This is a genomic window from Allobosea sp. GW821-FHT03A12, from assembly GCF_058986765.1.
The window spans coordinates 645247-662221 of sequence record NZ_JBYSVZ010000004.1; the positions used below are offsets into that span (position 1 = coordinate 645247).

The 16975-nt window shown below is 67.4% G+C and carries 14 protein-coding genes; 6 read left to right on the plus strand and 8 right to left on the minus strand.

Translation table 11 applies throughout. The annotated features are described in order from the left end of the window. Window positions 1–56: 56 nt before the first annotated feature. Window positions 57–1577 (minus strand): caspase family protein, encoded by a 1521-nt coding sequence (locus tag AC3WLC_RS17320; RefSeq protein WP_493685140.1) that lies wholly within the window; start codon window positions 1575–1577, stop codon window positions 57–59. Window positions 1578–1718: 141 nt separating this feature from the next. Here AC3WLC_RS17320 and AC3WLC_RS17325 point away from each other — a divergent pair, with 141 nt between their 5' ends. The 4 genes from AC3WLC_RS17325 (at window position 1719) to AC3WLC_RS17340 (ending at window position 7695) form a co-directional block, all read left to right on the plus strand. After that, window positions 1719–2987 carry a DUF4399 domain-containing protein gene (locus AC3WLC_RS17325; RefSeq protein ID WP_493685141.1) on the plus strand — a complete coding sequence of 423 codons (1269 nt, stop codon included), beginning with the start codon at window positions 1719–1721 and terminating at the stop codon, window positions 2985–2987. Further along, entirely contained in the window at window positions 2984–3457 is a 474-nt protein-coding gene (locus AC3WLC_RS17330) for a DUF4399 domain-containing protein (protein ID WP_493685142.1), read from the plus strand. Before AC3WLC_RS17325 ends, AC3WLC_RS17330 begins: the two co-directional genes overlap by 4 nt. Window positions 3458–3516: 59 nt before the next feature. Beyond that, window positions 3517–5277 carry an SUMF1/EgtB/PvdO family nonheme iron enzyme gene (locus AC3WLC_RS17335; protein WP_493685143.1) on the plus strand — a complete coding sequence of 587 codons (1761 nt, stop codon included), beginning with the start codon at window positions 3517–3519 and terminating at the stop codon, window positions 5275–5277. 195 nt (window positions 5278–5472) lie between these two features. After that, window positions 5473–7695, plus strand: a complete 2223-nt coding sequence (locus AC3WLC_RS17340) for a caspase family protein (RefSeq protein WP_493685144.1) — start codon at window positions 5473–5475, stop codon at window positions 7693–7695. 76 nt (window positions 7696–7771) lie between these two features. Here AC3WLC_RS17340 and AC3WLC_RS17345 read toward each other — a convergent pair whose 3' ends face one another. The 7 genes from AC3WLC_RS17345 to AC3WLC_RS17375 form a co-directional block, all read right to left on the minus strand. Further along, window positions 7772–8110, minus strand: coding sequence for an SUF system Fe-S cluster assembly protein (locus tag AC3WLC_RS17345; protein ID WP_493685402.1), 339 nt, complete (start codon window positions 8108–8110; stop codon window positions 7772–7774). Window positions 8111–8193: 83 nt separating this feature from the next. Next, on the minus strand, window positions 8194–9432 hold the full coding sequence (locus tag AC3WLC_RS17350; protein WP_493685145.1) for a cysteine desulfurase: 1239 nt from the start codon (window positions 9430–9432) through the stop codon (window positions 8194–8196). Window position 9433: 1 nt separating this feature from the next. Next, entirely contained in the window at window positions 9434–9643 is a 210-nt protein-coding gene (locus tag AC3WLC_RS17355) for a tautomerase family protein (RefSeq protein WP_377010217.1), read from the minus strand. Then, a complete protein-coding gene (gene sufD, locus AC3WLC_RS17360; protein ID WP_493685146.1) occupies window positions 9643–10992 on the minus strand; it encodes a Fe-S cluster assembly protein SufD in 1350 nt (449 codons plus the stop codon). The genes AC3WLC_RS17355 and sufD overlap by 1 nt, the downstream gene beginning before the upstream one ends. After that, window positions 10992–11744 carry a Fe-S cluster assembly ATPase SufC gene (sufC, locus tag AC3WLC_RS17365; RefSeq protein WP_493685147.1) on the minus strand — a complete coding sequence of 251 codons (753 nt, stop codon included), beginning with the start codon at window positions 11742–11744 and terminating at the stop codon, window positions 10992–10994. The genes sufD and sufC overlap by 1 nt, the downstream gene beginning before the upstream one ends. A 110-nt stretch (window positions 11745–11854) precedes the next feature. Beyond that, window positions 11855–13327: a Fe-S cluster assembly protein SufB gene (gene sufB, locus AC3WLC_RS17370; protein WP_493685148.1), complete on the minus strand. Its 1473-nt coding sequence runs from the start codon at window positions 13325–13327 to the stop codon at window positions 11855–11857. A 60-nt stretch (window positions 13328–13387) separates the two neighbouring features. Beyond that, the gene (locus AC3WLC_RS17375) at window positions 13388–14593 is read right to left on the minus strand and encodes a cysteine desulfurase family protein (protein WP_493685149.1); all 1206 of its coding nucleotides are present in this window, start codon (window positions 14591–14593) and stop codon (window positions 13388–13390) included. Window positions 14594–14885: 292 nt separating this feature from the next. Here AC3WLC_RS17375 and AC3WLC_RS17380 point away from each other — a divergent pair, with 292 nt between their 5' ends. Both AC3WLC_RS17380 and tyrS read left to right on the plus strand, forming a co-directional pair. Then, window positions 14886–15557, plus strand: a complete 672-nt coding sequence (locus AC3WLC_RS17380) for an alpha/beta hydrolase (protein ID WP_493685150.1) — start codon at window positions 14886–14888, stop codon at window positions 15555–15557. 132 nt (window positions 15558–15689) lie between these two features. Next, window positions 15690–16940, plus strand: a complete 1251-nt coding sequence (gene tyrS, locus AC3WLC_RS17385) for a tyrosine--tRNA ligase (protein WP_493685151.1) — start codon at window positions 15690–15692, stop codon at window positions 16938–16940. Window positions 16941–16975 lie beyond the last annotated feature (35 nt).

Here is a 16975-nt window from a genome sequence, read left to right on the forward strand (position 1 = left end):
TTCTGTCCGAGGCGATGTCTGGCCTTCGCCGGTGGCGAAGGCCGCTTCGCAGTTTGTCAGCGGCAGTTCTTCGGGACGCTGCCGCCATCGCCGAGCTGGGCCCGCATCAGCGCGTCGGTGCAGTCGGTGGCGGCGCCGCTGTTCGGGCGACGCTTGTTGTTGCGCGGCTCCGGCGCAGTCTCGATGCCGCCAGTCAGGATGCCGGTCGACTTGCGGTCGAGCACGACGCGCGGCTGCTGGACCTCGCGCGGCTCCTGGCGCTGCGGGCGCGTACCTGGCGCCGCCGGCAGCAGCGGCTTTTGCGGGGGCGGCAACTCGGTCACGCCGCCGGAATTCATCCGCGTCGCCACCGCCTTCTCGCGCTCCTCGCGCTCCTGCGACAGCTTGGCCTTCTCGGCTTCGAGCGCGGCGAGCTCCTGCTCCTTCTTGGCCAGTTCCTTGGCGAGGCGGTCGCGCTCGTTCGCGTCGGTCTGCTTCGCCGGCGTCACATCGCCCGGCTTGGGCACGGCGCGCTCGATGTCGGCGGTCTTGCCGGCATCGCGGCCGGCGAGGTCAGTCGCCGCCTTGGAACGGTCCTTCTCAGCTTGCTGGACACGGTCGAGCAGCGCCTTCTCCCTCGCGGCGAATTCCTGCTCGAGCTTCTCGCGCTCGCCGGAACCAAGGCCGCGGCGCTCGATCAGGTCGAGCCTCGTCTTGGCGTCGACAGCGAAGAAGCTGGTCGGGAAGCGCTGGATGAAGGCCTTGATCTCGGCCGGGTTGTCGCTGCTGCGCAAGCGCTTCCAGATGTCGGCGTCGGTCTCCTCGCGATTGAGGTAGAAGTCGCCGAGCAGCGAGAGCGACAGCTCCGGCGTCTGCTTGCCGCCGGTGGAGTCATAGACCGCCTTCTGGACGCGGCGGAACATGGTCGCGATCTCGAGGCCGGGCTGCTGGATCTCCTGCACCAGCGCCGCGGTGAACGGGCTGTTGCGGCCGGCGCCGTCCGCAGCGACGTCGTTGGCCTGCGTCGCATAGGCGGTCACCATGCCCTGCGCCTTCACGATCGGCGCGAGGCCGGCGCCGACCGACATGCTGCGCGTCGTCGACTTCTTCGACAATTGGGCGAGGAAGGGATTGTTGCGGCAGGCATCGAGCACCATGATCTTGACGCCCTTGGCGAAGCCGAGCGCCGTGGTCACTTCGCTCAGCTTGACCGTCTCGTACTGGACCGAGACCTCGTCATCGATCTTGGCCTCGACCGGGACCAGGAAGTTCTCGCCGTTGAACTGGAAGCCGTGGCCAGCATAGTAGAACATCACCGCATCGGCATCCTGGGCGAGCCGCGCGAAACGCGAGACGGCGGCATCCATGCCGCGCTTGTCGAGATCGATGCCGTCGACCACCTCGAAGCCGACCTTGCGCAGCGCCTCGGCCGTGTCGCGGGCATCGTTCGGTGTATTGGGCAAAGCGGGCGCGTTCTTGTAGGCGGAGTTGCCGATCACCAGGGCAACGCGACGGTCCTGCGTCTGCGCCAGCGCCGGCACCGCGACGAGCTGGGCAAGAAGAGCGATCAGTGCACAAAATCTGACGGCTACGATCATGGCACCATTCCCTGCGTCACCCTAAAGAAAGCGACCGTGAAAATCCAGATTTATCCGCCTGTCATGACAGCCGGTTTGCTTGCTCCCCACCCGGCCCGCTGCTAACTTTACGGCGGTCACGCGCCGCGAGGAAGAGCGCCGATGCGGGGGCTTCGACTTAAGCTCATTGTCGGGGTTACGGCCGTTTTCGCCGCCTCCGTCTCCGCGGGCTTCGCACAGGAGCGCGCCCGGGCGCGCAGCCTTGCTCCCGCCGGCGCGAAGCTCACCTTCATCGACCTCAAGGACAATGCCCACATTCCCGGCAAGGCGACGATCCGCTTCGCCATATCGGGCATGGAGATCGCGCCGGCTGGGACGGCGCGACGCAACACCGGACATCACCATCTGCTGATCGATACCGAGCTGCCGCCGCTCGGCCAGCCGATCCCGAGCGATTTCAATCATCTGCATTTCGGCGGTGGCCAGAGCGAGGCCGAGATCCTGCTCTCGCCCGGCCGCCACACGCTCCAGCTCCTCTTCGCCGACCACGACCATGTCCCGCACGATCCGCCGGTGATGTCGCAGAAGATCACCGTCGAGGTCTTGGCCGCCCCGGAGGAGAAGCCGCGCACGGCGGCGCCGCCCAATGCCAAGGTCTTCTTCGTCGGCCTGCAGGACGGCGCCGTGATCCCGCCACGCTCGCTCGTCCGCTTCGGCCAGGAGAACATCGCGCTCGTCCCCGCCGGCACCAAGCAGGACAATGCCGGCCACCACCACCTCCTGATCGACACCGAACTGCCGCCGCTCGACCGCGAGATCCCCAGCGATTTCAACCATCTGCATTTCGGCCGGGGCCAGACCGAGACCGAGCTCACCTTGCCCCCCGGGGAGCACACGCTCCAGCTCCTCTTCGCCGACCATGAGCACGTTCCGCACGATCCGCCGGTGATGTCGCAGAAGATCAGGGTGCGCGTGCAAGAGGGCTCGGCAACGGCGTCGATGGCGACCCCGGCACCGACGACTGCGCCCCCCGCCCGCACCGCATCCGGCCGGACGCCAGCGCCCAACGACGCCGCGGTCTATTTCATCTACCCGCGCGACGGCACGCGCATTTTCGCGACCTCGACCATCCGCTTCGGCCTGCGCAATATGGGAGTCGCGCCGGCCGGCGTCGTCAGGCCCAATACCGGCCACCACCATCTGCTGATCGACGTGCCGACGCCGCCGCTCGACGCCGCGATCCCGGCCGACCTCAACCACATTCATCTCGGCAACGGCCAGACCGAGCGCAAGATCACCTTGCCACCGGGTGAGCATACGCTGCAGCTCATCCTTGGCGACGATCAGCATGTCCCGCACGACCCGCCGATCCTGTCAGAGCGCATCACCGTCTATGTCGGCGCGCCGGCGAAGCGGAGCGCGCGCCGATGACGGCCGCTGCCCGCCTTCCCTCCCCGCCCCGTCGCCGCGCCACCGCGAGGCTGCTCCTGCTACTTACGGCGCTGGCGCCGATCTCCGCGCCGCTCTGCGCCCAGACCGCCAGCCCGCGTCAGCCGGCCCCGCGCAACGCCCTGGTCTATTTCCACTATCCGCTCGACGGCCTGCGCGTGCCCGAGCGCTTCACCGTGCGGATCGGGCTGAAGGAGATGGGCGTCGCCCCCGCTGGTGTCGACAAGCCCGGCACCGGCCATCACCACCTGCTGATCGACACCGATTCCGGCCCGCCGGATCAGCCGATCCCGGCCGACTACAACCATATCCATCTCGGCAACGGCCAGACCGAGGTGGTGGTCACGCTGCCGAAGGGCACGCATACCCTGCAGCTGCTGCTCGGCGATCACACCCACACGCCGCACCGGCCGCCGGTTATGTCCCAGAAGATCACAGTCTACGTCAGATGAAGGAGCGATGCGGCCCTGTCGCATCGCCAAGCGGAAGGCCGCAGCGAAGGATGAACGCCATGTCCTGGTATCGTTGCCTCGCCGTCGCCATGCTGACGCTCCTCGCGCCGCTCGCCCCGGCCCGCGCCCAAGGCAGTGACGGCCAGCCGCCACGTGTCGCCCTGGTCGTCGGCAATGCCGCCTATCGCACGGCGCCCCTGGCCAACGCCGCGGCCGATGCCCGCGCCGTCGCGGATGTGCTGCGCCAGGGCGAGTTCGACCTCGTCAGCATCGAGAACGCCGACCGTCCCGCGCTGGACGGCGCGATCGCGACCTTCCGCGGCAAGCTGACGCGCGGCGCCCAGGTCGTCGTCTTCTATGCCGGGCACGCGGTGCAGTCGCGCGGCCGCAACTTCCTCGTCCCGGTCGATGCCACGCCGCGCGGCCCGGCCGAGGTCGCGCGCGACGCCATCGACCTCGACCAGCTGCTCGATGCGCTGATCGTCAGCCGGCCCGCCAGTGCGCTGGTCGTGCTCGACGCGGCCCGCGACAATCCCTGGCAGACCGGCCTCGGCGGCGGCAAGGGGCTCGCCCCGATCGAACGGATCGAGACGATCGCGATCATGGCGCCGGCTGCGCCGGGAAGGACCGTGGCCGAGACGCCCGGCCGCACCGATCCGGCGACCGAGGAGTGGCTGAAGGCGATCCGCACGCCGGGCCTCGACATGACGACGGCCCTGACCCGCGCGCGCGAGGCCGTCAGCCGGGCGACACGGCGCTCGCAGCAGCTCTGGCTGTCCTCGATGCCGCCGGCCGGGCTGGTCGTCACACCGACCGGCCGGCCGGTCGCCACCGCCCTCAACACCACCCGAGCCATCACCACCGCGCCGCCGCCGCCCGGACCACAATCCGACCAGCTCGGCCCCTACGAGCTCTCCTTCTGGGAAACGATCAAGGACAGCCGGAATCCGGACGAGTACCGCGCCTATCTCGAGGCCTATCCGAATGGCCGCTTCGCGGGGCTCGCCCGCACCCGCGAGCAGTCGCTCCGAGCCCAGCGGGCTTCGGCCACGCAGGCACCCGCTTCGGCCCCTGCCCAGGCTCCGACTCCGGCACCCTCCGCCACTTCCAGGACCGTGCGCGATTGCGACGACTGCCCTGAACTCGCCCTGATCCCGGCCGGCAGCTTCGAGATGGGCTCGAACGAGATGTTCGAGTTCGAGAAGCCCGTCCATGCCGTCACCATCGCAAGGCCGTTCTATATCGGCTCCGACGAGGTCACCTTCGCGCAATGGGACGCTTGCGTCGCCGAGGGCGGCTGCAGCCACCGCCCGAGCGATCGCAATCTCGGCCGCGGCAAGCGCCCGGTCACCGACATCCACTGGAACGACGCCAACGCCTATCTCGTCTGGCTCTCGTACAAGACCGGGCGCAAATACCGGCTGCCGACCGAGGCGGAATGGGAATACGCCGCCCGGGCAGGCACGACGACCAGCTATCCCTGGGGCAACTCGGTCGACAAGGAGATGGCCAACTGCCTCGGCTGCAATGCGCAGCCGCGCCGACAGGCGAGCGAGGTCGGCCAGTTCCCGCCGAACCGCTTCGGCCTGCGCGACATGGCCGGAAACGCCGCCGAATGGGTCGCCGACTGCTGGAGCGAGAACTATCGCGCCGCCCCCCGCGACGGCAGCGCCTATGCGCCCGCCGGCTGCCGCGAACGCGTGCTGCGCGGCGGTTCCTTCAACAACGACCCGCGCTATCTTCGCTCGGCGGCGCGCTTCAAATACGAGAGCGATGTGCGCTTCTACACCAACGGTTTCCGCGTCGTCCGCGAGCCTTGACCTAGCGCTACCTGGCCGGATGAGCGCTGGATGATCGGTGGCAATTTGCACACACATGCCAGATGAAGGCCGCCAGACGGCAGTTTGTTGTTCTCTTCATGGCCGCGCCGCCGCTAATCTATGCGTCGCTAAGGGTAAGCGTAACAGACGAATCAGCTGCGGCTGGGCTCCAAACCAGGCCGCCGAGGAGGCGCCATGCGGACCGGCCTGCGGCTACCCATCTGCCTCCTGTTGGCGTTCGCCGCCATCGCAAGCGCCCTCGCGCTCAGCCTGTCGCCGGCCATGGCGCAGCAAAGACGCTTCGCCTTCGTCATGGGCAATGGCGCTTACCAGAACATCGCCAAGCTGCCGAACGCCCTCAACGACGCCAACGCGACCCGCACGATGCTGCAGGAGGCCGGCTTCGACGTCACCGCCGCGACCGATCTTTCGCTCGCCGGCCTGCGCAGCGCGCTCGACGTCTTCGTGGAGAAGGTGAAGCAAAGCGGCACCGGCGCGACCGCTCTCGTCTACTATGCCGGCCATGCCGTGCAGCTCGACGGCGCCAACTATATCCTGCCGACCGATGTCCGCGTCGAAACCTCGGCGAACATCCCGAACCAGTCGCTCTCGCTCACCGAGATCCTGCGCAAGCTCGACGCCGCCGGCGCGAAATCGAAGATCGCGATCCTCGACGCCTGCCGCAACAACCCCTTCGCCGCGCGCGAATTGTCGCGCGGGCTGGCACTGCAGATGGTCGACGGCGCCAACGAGGGCATTCGCAGCGAAGCGGGCCTCGCCCGCGTCGATTCCACCAGCGGCACCTTCGTCGCCTTCGCGACCTCGCCCGGCTCGACCGCGGCCGACGGCACCGGTGCCAACAGCCCGTTCACCACCGCCTTCCTGCGCGAGGCGCGCGAGCCCGGCCTGCCGATCGAGCAAGTGTTCCGCCGCATCCGCCTCGCCGTCTACGACACCACCAGCGGTACGCAGATCCCCTGGGACACCTCTTCGCTGATCACCGATGTCAGCTTTTTCCAGCGCCCGGCCGGTGCCGCTCCAACGCAGCCGGCAGGCGCTCCTGCTGCCGCTGGTGCAGTTCCACTCGCCGCTCGCCCCACCGCGGCAGCGCTGCGCGCCATGTCGCCCGCAGACGCCTATCGCACCGCCATCGCCTGGGATCGCCGCGACATCTATCGCAGCGCCCTCGCCATCAACCCGGATGACCAGGGCGCCCTGAGGCTGCATCGCATCCTGGCGCAGCGGACCGAGGAGACCGCCTGGGCCGAGACCGTGCTCGCCGGCGACGCCGAGTCCCTCAAGCTCTTCGCCCGCCTCTATCCCGGCTCGCAGCATGAGAACGAGGCGCTGCGCCTGGCCGCGAGCGCGCCGAGCCGCAACCGTGTCCAGGTCGCCCAGACCTGCCCGGTCTGCCCGGCCCTGCAGCCGCGCGTGCGCCGCGCCGATTACACGCCGCGCTCGCCTTCGCCCAGCCGGCTTGGCGCGCCGCGACAGCCACGCCCCGTCCAGTCGGCACCGGCCGTTTATGCGCCGCCCCTTCCCGTCATCCTCCCGACGCAGCCGCGCTGGACCGGCTTCTATGTCGGCGGCTCGCTCGGCGGCGGACAGCAAAGCGGGCGCACGACGGTCAATGGCCCCTTTGGCACCCCAACCGTGACGCCGACGAACACGACGACCAACACAACGAACACGACCACGACCACGACCACGTCAACGACGACGTCGACGACCGTCGATCTGGGCTCGACCACGACCACGACCACAACCACGACGACGACCGCCACGACGGCCAACGCGACCAACACCACGGCCACCACCGTGGCCGGGACGCCGACGCTCGCGCCCTGGGCGATCAACCCCTCGGCAGTCCCGCGCAGCCTGACACCAGATGGTGCCGGCGCGGTCGGTGGTGCCCAGTTCGGCTTCAACTACCAGATCGGCATGGTCGTGATCGGCGCCGAGGCCGACCTCTCCGCCACGCGCCTGGGCGGCAGCAAGGGCACCTCCGCCAATCCCGGCACGCAGTTCACCACCCGCTCCAGCAACGAGCTCTCGATGTTGGGCACGGTGCGGGTGCGCGCCGGTGTCGTGCTCGGGGACTTCCTGATCTATGGCACCGGCGGCTACGCCTATGGCCTCGTCGACCAGAAGGGCTCGATCACGCCCGACAATCTGCAGACTACCTCAGCCGCCAGCGGCTCGCGCTCGGGCCTGCTCAGCGGCTGGGCGCTCGGTGGCGGCGTCGAATACGCGATGGCCCCCGGCATGACGGTCCGGCTCGACTACACCCACTACGAATTCGGCCAGAAGCGGATGACCTTGCGGGACTTTACCGGTTTGGCGCCCGACCAGTATGCGACCATGCGGACGCGCACCGCCGGCGACATCGTCAGGGCCGGCTTCAACTTCGGCTTCTGATCGCGACGGCGCTCATGAAAAAAGGCCGCTGTTGTGCAGCGGCCTTCACTCGACCTCGGTGCCTGTCCGGCCCGGCTCACCACATGTCGAGCGCGACCCTCGCCTCGTCCGACATGCGCGACTGGTCCCAGGGCGGATCGAACGTCATGTTGACCGTCACGCCCGAGACGCCGGGCACGGCACCGACCGCGTTCTCGACCCAGCCCGGCATCTCGCCGGCGACCGGACAACCCGGCGCGGTCAGCGTCATGTCGATCGCCACCTGCCGGTCATCGGCGATATCCACGCGGTAGATCAGGCCGAGCTCGTAGATGTCGGACGGGATCTCCGGGTCGTAGACGGTCTTCAGCGCCGCGATGATGTCGTCGGTCAGCCGGTCGATCTCCTCCGGCGGCAGGCCGGAACTCGCGCCCATGGTCGGCGCGTTCGGCTTGAGGTCTTCGGCAACGGTGTCGGTCATCGTAAATCGTCCGTTCGGCGCGAGCGGGAGCGGGAGCGTCAGGAGAACAGCTCTTCCGCCTTGCGCAGGGCTTCCACCAATATATCGACTTCCTCCAGCGTATTGTAGAGGCCGAAGGACGCACGGCAGGTCGAGGTCACGCCATAGCGCGCGAGCAGCGGCATGGCGCAATGCGTTCCGGCCCGGACCGCAACGCCGGCCCGGTCGATCACCGTCGCGACGTCATGGGCGTGCGCGCCGGCGAGCTCGAAAGCGATGATCGCGCCCTTCTCCTTCGCCTTGCCGAAGACGCGGATCGAGTTCATCTGCCCGAGCCGCTCCATCGCATAGGCGTTGAGCCTGGCTTCGTGCGCGGCGATGTTCTCGCGTCCGAGCGCCATCATGTAGTCGAGCGCGGCGCCCAGGCCGACCGCCTCGACGATCGCCGGCGTGCCGGCCTCGAAGCGGTGCGGCGGATCGTTATAGGTGATCGCGTCCTCGCTGACGGTCGCGATCATCTCGCCGCCGCCTTCATAGGGCGGCAGCTTCTGCAGCCATTCACGCTTGCCCCAGAGGATACCCGAACCGGTCGGCCCATAGGTCTTGTGGCCGGTGAAAGCGTAGAAATCGCAGCCGAGCGCCTGCACGTCGACCGGCAGATGCACTGCACCCTGCGAGCCGTCGACGACCAGCGGGATACGATAGGCCTGGCAGATCTTCGCGACCTCGGCGATCGGGACGATGGTGCCGATCGCGTTCGACATATGCGTCAGGGACACCACCTTGGTGCGCGGCGTGATCAGCTTCTCGAATTCCTCGATGAGGAAATTGCCGTCTTCGTCGACCGGCGCCCATTTGATCACGGCGCCATGCCGCTCGCGCCAGTAGTGCCAGGGCACGATGTTAGAATGGTGCTCCAGGATCGAGAGGATGATTTCGTCGCCGTCCTGGATCTTGAGGTACTGGCCGAGCGAGGAGGCGACCGTGTTCAGCGCCCCGGTCGAGGAGCGGGTGAACAGCACCTCTTCGATATGCGCGGCATTGAGGAAGCGGCGGGCGCTTTCGCGGGCCGCCTCATAGGCCTCGGTCGAGGCATTGGCGAGGTAGTGCAGGCCGCGATGGACGTTGGCATAGTCCTCGCGCATCAGCCGCGTCATCGCCTCGATCACCGCTTCCGGCTTCTGGGCCGAAGCGGCATTGTCGAGATAGACCAGCGGCTTGCCGTAAACCTGGCGCGAGAGGATCGCGAAGTCCTTGCGGATCGTCTCGACGTCGTAGGGCTTCGCTATCGCGTTCATCTCAGGCCTTCCCGGCGGGCTCTGCGGGCCGATCGGCGACGAGGATGCCGGCATGGCCCCAATCCTCGCGCTCGATCTCCTGGATCACGATATGGGTGGCCTGCGGGTTCTTGCCGAGCACGCGGACCAAAGTCTGCGTGAATTCCTTGACGATCTCGGCCTTCTGCGCGCGGGTCGCGCCCTTGGTGATCTGCAGGTTGACGTAAGGCATCAGGCCGCTCCAAGCTTGGGTGCACCCTCGCGCTGGCCGAGCCAGCAATCGATCTCGCGGCCGACGATCTCGCGCACGCCTTCGTCGCTGACCATATCGGCGACCTCGCCGACGAAGGCGGCGAGCACCAGCGCTTCGGCCTGCGGCCGCGGCAGGCCGCGCGCCATCAGGTAGAAGAGCTGCTCGGCATCGATCTGCGCCACGGTCGCGCCATGGCCGCAGACCACGTCGTCGGCGAAGATCTCGAGCTCCGGCTTGTTGAACATGGTCGCACCATCGTTCAGCAGCAGCGCATGGCTCTTCATGCTGCCATCGGTCTTCTGCGAATGCGGGCGCACGACGACCTTGCCCTGGAAGACGCCGGTGCCCTCGCCCTCGATGATGGTCTTGAACAGCTCGCGGCTCTCGCCATGGGCCGCCGCATGGTCCATCACCAGCGTGACGTCGGAGTGCTCCTGCTTGCGCAGCAGGTTGATGCCGCGCAGGCCAGCGCGGCTATGTTCGCCGCCATAGCGCAGGAAGCTCTGCTGGCGCAGCACGCCGCAATTCACCGCGACAGCGACGGAATCGAAGGTGGCGTGACCGCCGAGCTCGACCAGCAGCGATTGCACCTGCACGGTCTCGGCGCGCTGGCGCGTCACCATCCGCACATGCTCGACCTCTGCCCCCTCGTCGATGACGAAGGAGGTCGCGTGGTTGATCTGCACCGGCACCGGGCCGACGCTCTCCTGCAGCTCCACCACCGTGACCTTGGCACCGGCACCGACCCTGATCAGCGCGCGCGAGACGATCGACGCCTCGCTCGCCCCGGAGCCCAGTGCCAGCAGCACCAATGGCTGGGCGATTTCCGCACCATCGGCGACCTCGATCACGACGCCGTCCTGGGCGAAGGCGGCATTGAGCATCAGGGCGCTGTCGTCGCGGGCCACCTCCGGCGGAGCGAAGGCCGCGGCGATCTCGTCGGGGCTCTCGGTCAACGCCTCGGCCAGGCTGCGTGCGGTGACGCCATCAGGCAGGGCGCCGAGATCGGAATCAGCCGCGCTGAGCACGCCGTCGATGGTGACGAAGCGCCGGCCGGCGATGGTCTGCAGCGCCAGCCGGTCGGCGATCGCCTGCGGCCGCGCCGGACGGCGCACCAGCGGCATCGCCTCGCGCACGAGATTGCGCAGATCGGTATAGCGCCAGGATTCGAGCCGGCGATGCGGCAGGCCCTTGGCCTCGAAGCCGGCGAAAGCGTCCTCGCGGACCTTGCGCATCGCGCCGGCGCCCGGCAATTCGGCCTTGATGCTGGCGAACTGCTCGGCGAGCTGCTGCTCGGCCGCGGTCTTGAGCGGGGTGATGATCGCCATCACGCGGCCTCGCCATAGGAGGCATAGCCGCTCTTCTCGAGCTCGAGCGCCAGCTCCTTGCCGCCGGTCCGCACGATCTTGCCCTTCGACATCACGTGCACGGTGTCGGGCACGATATGGTCGAGCAGGCGCTGATAGTGGGTGATGACCAGGAAGCCGCGGTTTTGGGCGCGGAGTGCATTGACGCCCTCGGCGACGATGCGCAGTGCATCGATGTCGAGGCCGGAATCGGTCTCGTCGAGGATGCACATGGACGGCGACAGCAGCGCCATCTGCAGGATCTCCATGCGCTTCTTCTCGCCGCCGGAGAAGCCGACATTGAGAGGCCGGCGCAGCATCTCGCGGTCGATGCCGAGCTTGTCGGCGGCGCCGTTGACCTGGCGGATGAAGTCGGGCGTCAGCAATTCGGCCTCGCCGCGCGCCTTGCGCTGCGCGTTCATCGCCGCCTTGAGGAAGGTCATGGTGGCGACGCCGGGGATCTCCAGCGGGTACTGGAAGGCAAGGAAGATGCCGGCGGCGGCGCGGGCATCGGCCTCCATCTCCAGCAGGTTCTCGCCGTTGAGCAGGATCTCGCCGTCGAGGACCTCATAGTCCTCCTTGCCGGCGATGACGTAGGAGAGCGTCGACTTGCCGGAGCCGTTCGGCCCCATGATCGCGGCGACCTCGCCGGCGTTCACGGTGAGGTTGAGGCCGTTGAGGATCTGCTTGTCCTCGTCGGCGATCTTGACGGTGAGGTTGCGGATTTCGAGCATTGTTCAGAGTTCCATTCTGCTGGAGATGGTCGGGTCAGGCCCGACCATGACGCGCTTCATTCAGGCGTCATGCCCGGGCTTGACCCGGGCACCTCGGAAACGACCGGGCGTCAGCCCACGGAGCCTTCAAGAGAAATGGTGATCAGCTTCTGCGCTTCGACGGCGAACTCCATCGGAAGCTGCTGCAGCACCTCCTTGACGAAGCCGTTGACGATCAGCGCCACCGCCTCCTCCTCGGAGAGGCCACGCTGCTGGCAGTAGAACATCTGGTCCTCGCCGATCTTCGACGTGGTCGCCTCGTGCTCGAAGATCGCGGTGGAGGTCTTGGCCTCGATGTACGGGATCGTGTGGGCGCCGCACTGGTCGCCGATCAGCAGCGAGTCGCAATTGGTGAAGTTGCGCGCGCCGGTCGCCTTGCGGTGGGCCGAGACCATGCCGCGATAGGTCGAGTCGGATTTTCCGGCCGCGATGCCCTTGGCGATGATCTTCGACGTGGTGTTCTTGCCGAGATGCAGCATCTTGGTGCCGCTATCGACCTGCTGCGCGCCATTCGACACCGCGATCGAGTAGAACTCGCCGCGCGAGCCGTCGCCGCGCAGGATGCAGGACGGGTACTTCCAGGTGATCGCCGAGCCGGTCTCGACCTGCGTCCACGAGATCTTCGAGCGCTTGCCGCGGCAATCGCCGCGCTTGGTCACGAAGTTGTAGATGCCGCCCTTGCCCTCGGCGTCACCGGGGAACCAGTTCTGCACGGTCGAGTACTTGATCTCGGCATCGTCGAGCGCGATCAGCTCGACCACCGCCGCATGCAGCTGGTTCTCGTCGCGCTTGGGCGCTGTGCAGCCTTCGAGATAGCTCACATAGGAGCCCTCGTCGGCGATGATCAGCGTGCGCTCGAACTGGCCGGTGTTCTGCTCGTTGATGCGGAAATAGGTCGACAGCTCCATCGGGCAGCGCACGCCCTTGGGGATGTAGACGAAGGAGCCGTCGGTGAAGACCGCGCTGTTCAGCGTGGCGAAATAGTTGTCGGTCACCGGCACCACGGTGGCGAGATATTTCTTCACCAGCTCGGAATGCTCGCGGATCGCCTCCGAGATCGAGCAGAAGATCACGCCGGCCTTGGCGAGCTCGTCCTTGAAGGTGGTGACGACCGAGACCGAGTCGAACACCGCATCGACCGCGACGCGGTTCTCCGGCGCGACGCCGGCCAGGATCTCCTGCTCGCGCAGCGGGATGCCGAGCTTCTTGTAGGTCTCCAGGATCGCCGGATCGACCTCGTCGAGCGACTTCGGGTCGGCGCCCTTCTTCGGCGCGGCGTAGTAATAGATGTCCTGGTAGTTGATCGGCGGATAGTTGACGCGCGACCAGGTCGGCTCGGTCATGGTCTTCCAGCGCCGGAAGGCGTCGAGGCGCCATTCCAGCATCCATTCCGGCTCGTTCTTGCGAGCCGAGATGTAGCGGACCGTGTCCTCGGTCAGGCCCTTGGCCGGCTTGTCGACCTCAAGCTCCGTGACGAAGCCGTATTTGTACTCGGTCACGTCGATCGACTTGACCTGATCAATGGTCTCCTGGACCGCTGCCATGTCTACACTCCTGTCGCGGGTTCAAGGCCCGCCGGTTCGGTCTTGGTCTTGCGGGAGGCCTCAGGCGGCTGCCTGAACCTTCCGGTTCGGGTTTACGGCCAGGGCTTTCGCATAGGCCGCGATAAACTGGTCGATGTCTGCCTCGCAGGTGGTCCATCCGAGCGAGGCGCGCAAGGCCCCTTCGCTCATGACAGGGTCGATGCCCATGGCTGTCAGCACATGCGAGCGCCGAACCTTGCCGGAGGAACAGGCCGAGCCCGAGGACAAGGCGACCCCGGCGAGATCGAGCATGATCAGCGCCGTCTCGGCCTTGATGCCGGGCGTTACGAAGGCGCAGGTGTTGGGCAGGCGCGGTGCCTTGCTGCCGAAGATCGCGGTATCCGGCGCCAGCGCCACCAGCCGGGCCTCCAGCTCATCGCGCAGCCCGCCCAGCCGGGTCGCCTCGGCAGCGAGCGCCTTGCCCGCCTCCTCAGCCGCGACGCCGAAGCCGACGATGCCCGGCAGGTTCTCGGTACCGGCGCGCCAGCCGCGCTCCTGGCCGCCGCCGCGCAAGGGCTTGTCGGCGAGTTCGAGCGCCCCGGTGCGGAACACGATCGCGCCGACGCCCTTGGGGCCACCGATCTTGTGGGCGGACAATGTCAGGGCATCGACACCCAAGCTATTGATATCGATCGCGATCTTGCCAGCGGCCTGGACTGCGTCGGAGTGCACGAGCGCGCCATGTCGCCTGGCGATGGCAACGATCTCGGCGACCGGCTGCAGCACGCCCGTTTCGTTGTTGGCGAGATGCACCGAGACCAGCGCACGCTCATCCGGCCGCTCCGCCGCAAAGCGCACGAGCCGCTCGCCAAGCCAACCGAGATCGACAATGCCTTCGCCATCGACCGGGATCGCCTCAGCCTGGCCGGTCGGGAAGCGATGGCCGTCGCGCACGCAAGGATGCTCGCTCGCGCTGAAGAGCAGCAGCGTCACCGGTGCCCGCGCGCAATCGCGCGCACCGCTGCAATCGCTGAGGCCGGGCGACAGGATCGTCGCATTGGCCTCGGTGCCGCCGCTGGTGAAGACGACATTGCTCGCCTTGGCGCCGCAGAGCGCCGCGACCTGCTCGCGCGCCTGCTCGACGGCGCCGCGGGCCGCACGGCCCTCATGATGGACGGAAGACGGGTTGCCCGGCATCTGCAAGGCCCGCAGCATCGCCTCCGCCACGGCCGGGCGCACCGGCGTCGTGGCGTTGTGGTCGAGATAGCTGCGGGTCGTCGCGAACACCTGCGCTTATGCTCCGTTCCGGAGGGCTTGCCCGAGGACGCGGCACGAAATGCTTGAAATCGCACCCCTGCGCCGTGCTATAGCCGCCCGTCCGAGCCGCGATGGACCGGAACCGCAGGCGTGTTTCGCCTGCATGTTCCAGTTCTGTTCACGGCTGTTAGAACCATTCTAAGCGCTTGATGTAGGGCGCGAGCGGCGGGGCCGTCAAGGGTGGAACGGGTACGCGGCGGTCGCATGGCCGCTTTCGCACCCGCTCTGCCTGCGGTTTCGCCCAGCAAAAGGCGGGATCAGAATGCCTGAGGTGATTTTCAACGGACCGGCCGGCCGGATCGAGGGCCGCTACCAGCCCGCCAAGAAGCGCGGCGCGCCGCTGGCGATCATCCTGCACCCGCACCCGCAATTCGGCGGGACGATGAACAACCAGATCGTCTACAACCTGTTCTACACCTTCGTGAACCGCGGCTTCTCGGCCCTGCGCTTTAATTTCCGTGGCGTCGGCCGCAGCCAAGGCCAGTTCGATCACGGCGCCGGCGAGCTCTCCGACGCCGCCGCCGCGCTCGACTGGATGCAGGCGCTGAACCCCGAGGCCAAGAGCTGCTGGATCTCCGGCGTCTCCTTTGGCGCCTGGATCGGCATGCAGCTGCTGATGCGCCGCCCTGAGATCGAGGGCTTCCTCTCGATCGCGGCGATGGCCAACCGCTACGACTTCTCCTTCCTCGCCCCCTGCCCGTCTTCCGGCCTGTTCGTGCACGGCTCGGAGGATCGCGTCGCCCCGGTCAAGGAGGTGATGGCGGTGATCGAGAAGGTGAAGACCCAGAAGGGCATCCAGATCGAGCACGCCGTGGTCGAGGGCGCCAACCACTTCTTCGACGGCCGCGTCGACCAGCTGATGGACCAGGTCGGCGTCTATCTCGACCGCAAGGTCGGCCCCGAGATCCTCAAGAGCGAGCAGGAAAAGGCCTGAGCGCCAGCGCCGTCATGCTCGCCCTCGTGGCGAGCATCCACGTCTTGCACACCGCCTGCGACCAGCGAAGACGTGGATGGTCGGGACAACCCCGACCATGACGCGAGAACCGTCAAACCATCGAGCCCTGTCATGACCGCCTTCAAGTCCGATTTCCTGCGTGCGCTCGACGAGCGCGGCCTGATCCACCAGATCTCCAACCCGGAGGAGCTCGACAAGCTCTGCCGGCAGGGACCGCAGACCGCCTATGTCGGCTATGACGCGACCGCGACCAGCCTGCATATCGGCAACCTGATCTCGGTCACCATGCTCTACTGGTTCCAGGAGACCGGGCATCGGCCGATCACGCTGATGGGCGGCGGCACCTCAATGGTCGGCGACCCGTCCTTCCGCGACGACCAGCGCAAGCTGCTCTCGATCGAGGAGATCAACGCCAATATCGAGAGCATCAAGCGGGTCTACTCGCGCATCCTGCGCTATGGCGACGGCCCGACCGACGCGCTGATGGTGAACAACGCCGACTGGCTGCTCAAGCTCAACTATGTCGAGTTCCTGCGCGACGTCGGCCGGCATTTCTCGGTCAACCGCATGCTCTCCTTCGACTCGGTGAAGCTGCGGCTCGATCGCGAGCAGTCGCTCTCCTTCCTCGAATTCAATTACATGATCATGCAGGGCTACGACTTCGTCGAGCTCAGCCGCCGCTATGATTGCCGCCTGCAGATGGGCGGCTCGGACCAGTGGGGCAACATCATCAACGGCGTCGACCTCTCGCACCGCATGGAGGGCAAGCAGCTCTTCGCGCTGACAACGCCGCTGCTGACCACCTCATCCGGCGCCAAGATGGGCAAGACCGCCAGCGGCGCCGTCTGGCTCAATGGCGACCTCTTCAGCCCCTATGAGTTCTGGCAGTATTTCCGCAACACCGAGGACGCCGATGTCGGCCGCTTCCTCAAGGTGTTCACGCGCCTGTCGCTGGCGGAAATCGCCAAGCTCGCCGCGCTCGGCGGCTCCGAGATCAACGAAGCCAAGAAGGTGCTGGCGACCGAGGCGACGGCGCTGCTGCATGGCCGCGAAGCGGCCGAGGCGGCGGCCGAGACCGCTCGCAAGACCTTCGAGGAAGGCGGCGCGGCGCAGGACCTGCCGAGCATCAAGGTACCCGCGGCCGAGCTGAACGCAGGCCTCGGCGTGCTCAGCGTCTTCGTCAGCGCCGGCCTCGTGCCCTCGACCGGCGAAGCCCGCCGCCAGATCAAGGCCGGCGGCCTGCGCGTCAACGATGCCCAGGTCTCGGACGAGCGCGCGACGCTCTCGCCGGCCGACCTCGTCGACGGCGCGGTCAAGCTCTCCTTCGGCAAGAAGAAACACGTCCTGCTGCGGCCGGTCTGACGGCCGCCTTCGCCGCACAAAGGCTGATTTGAGCG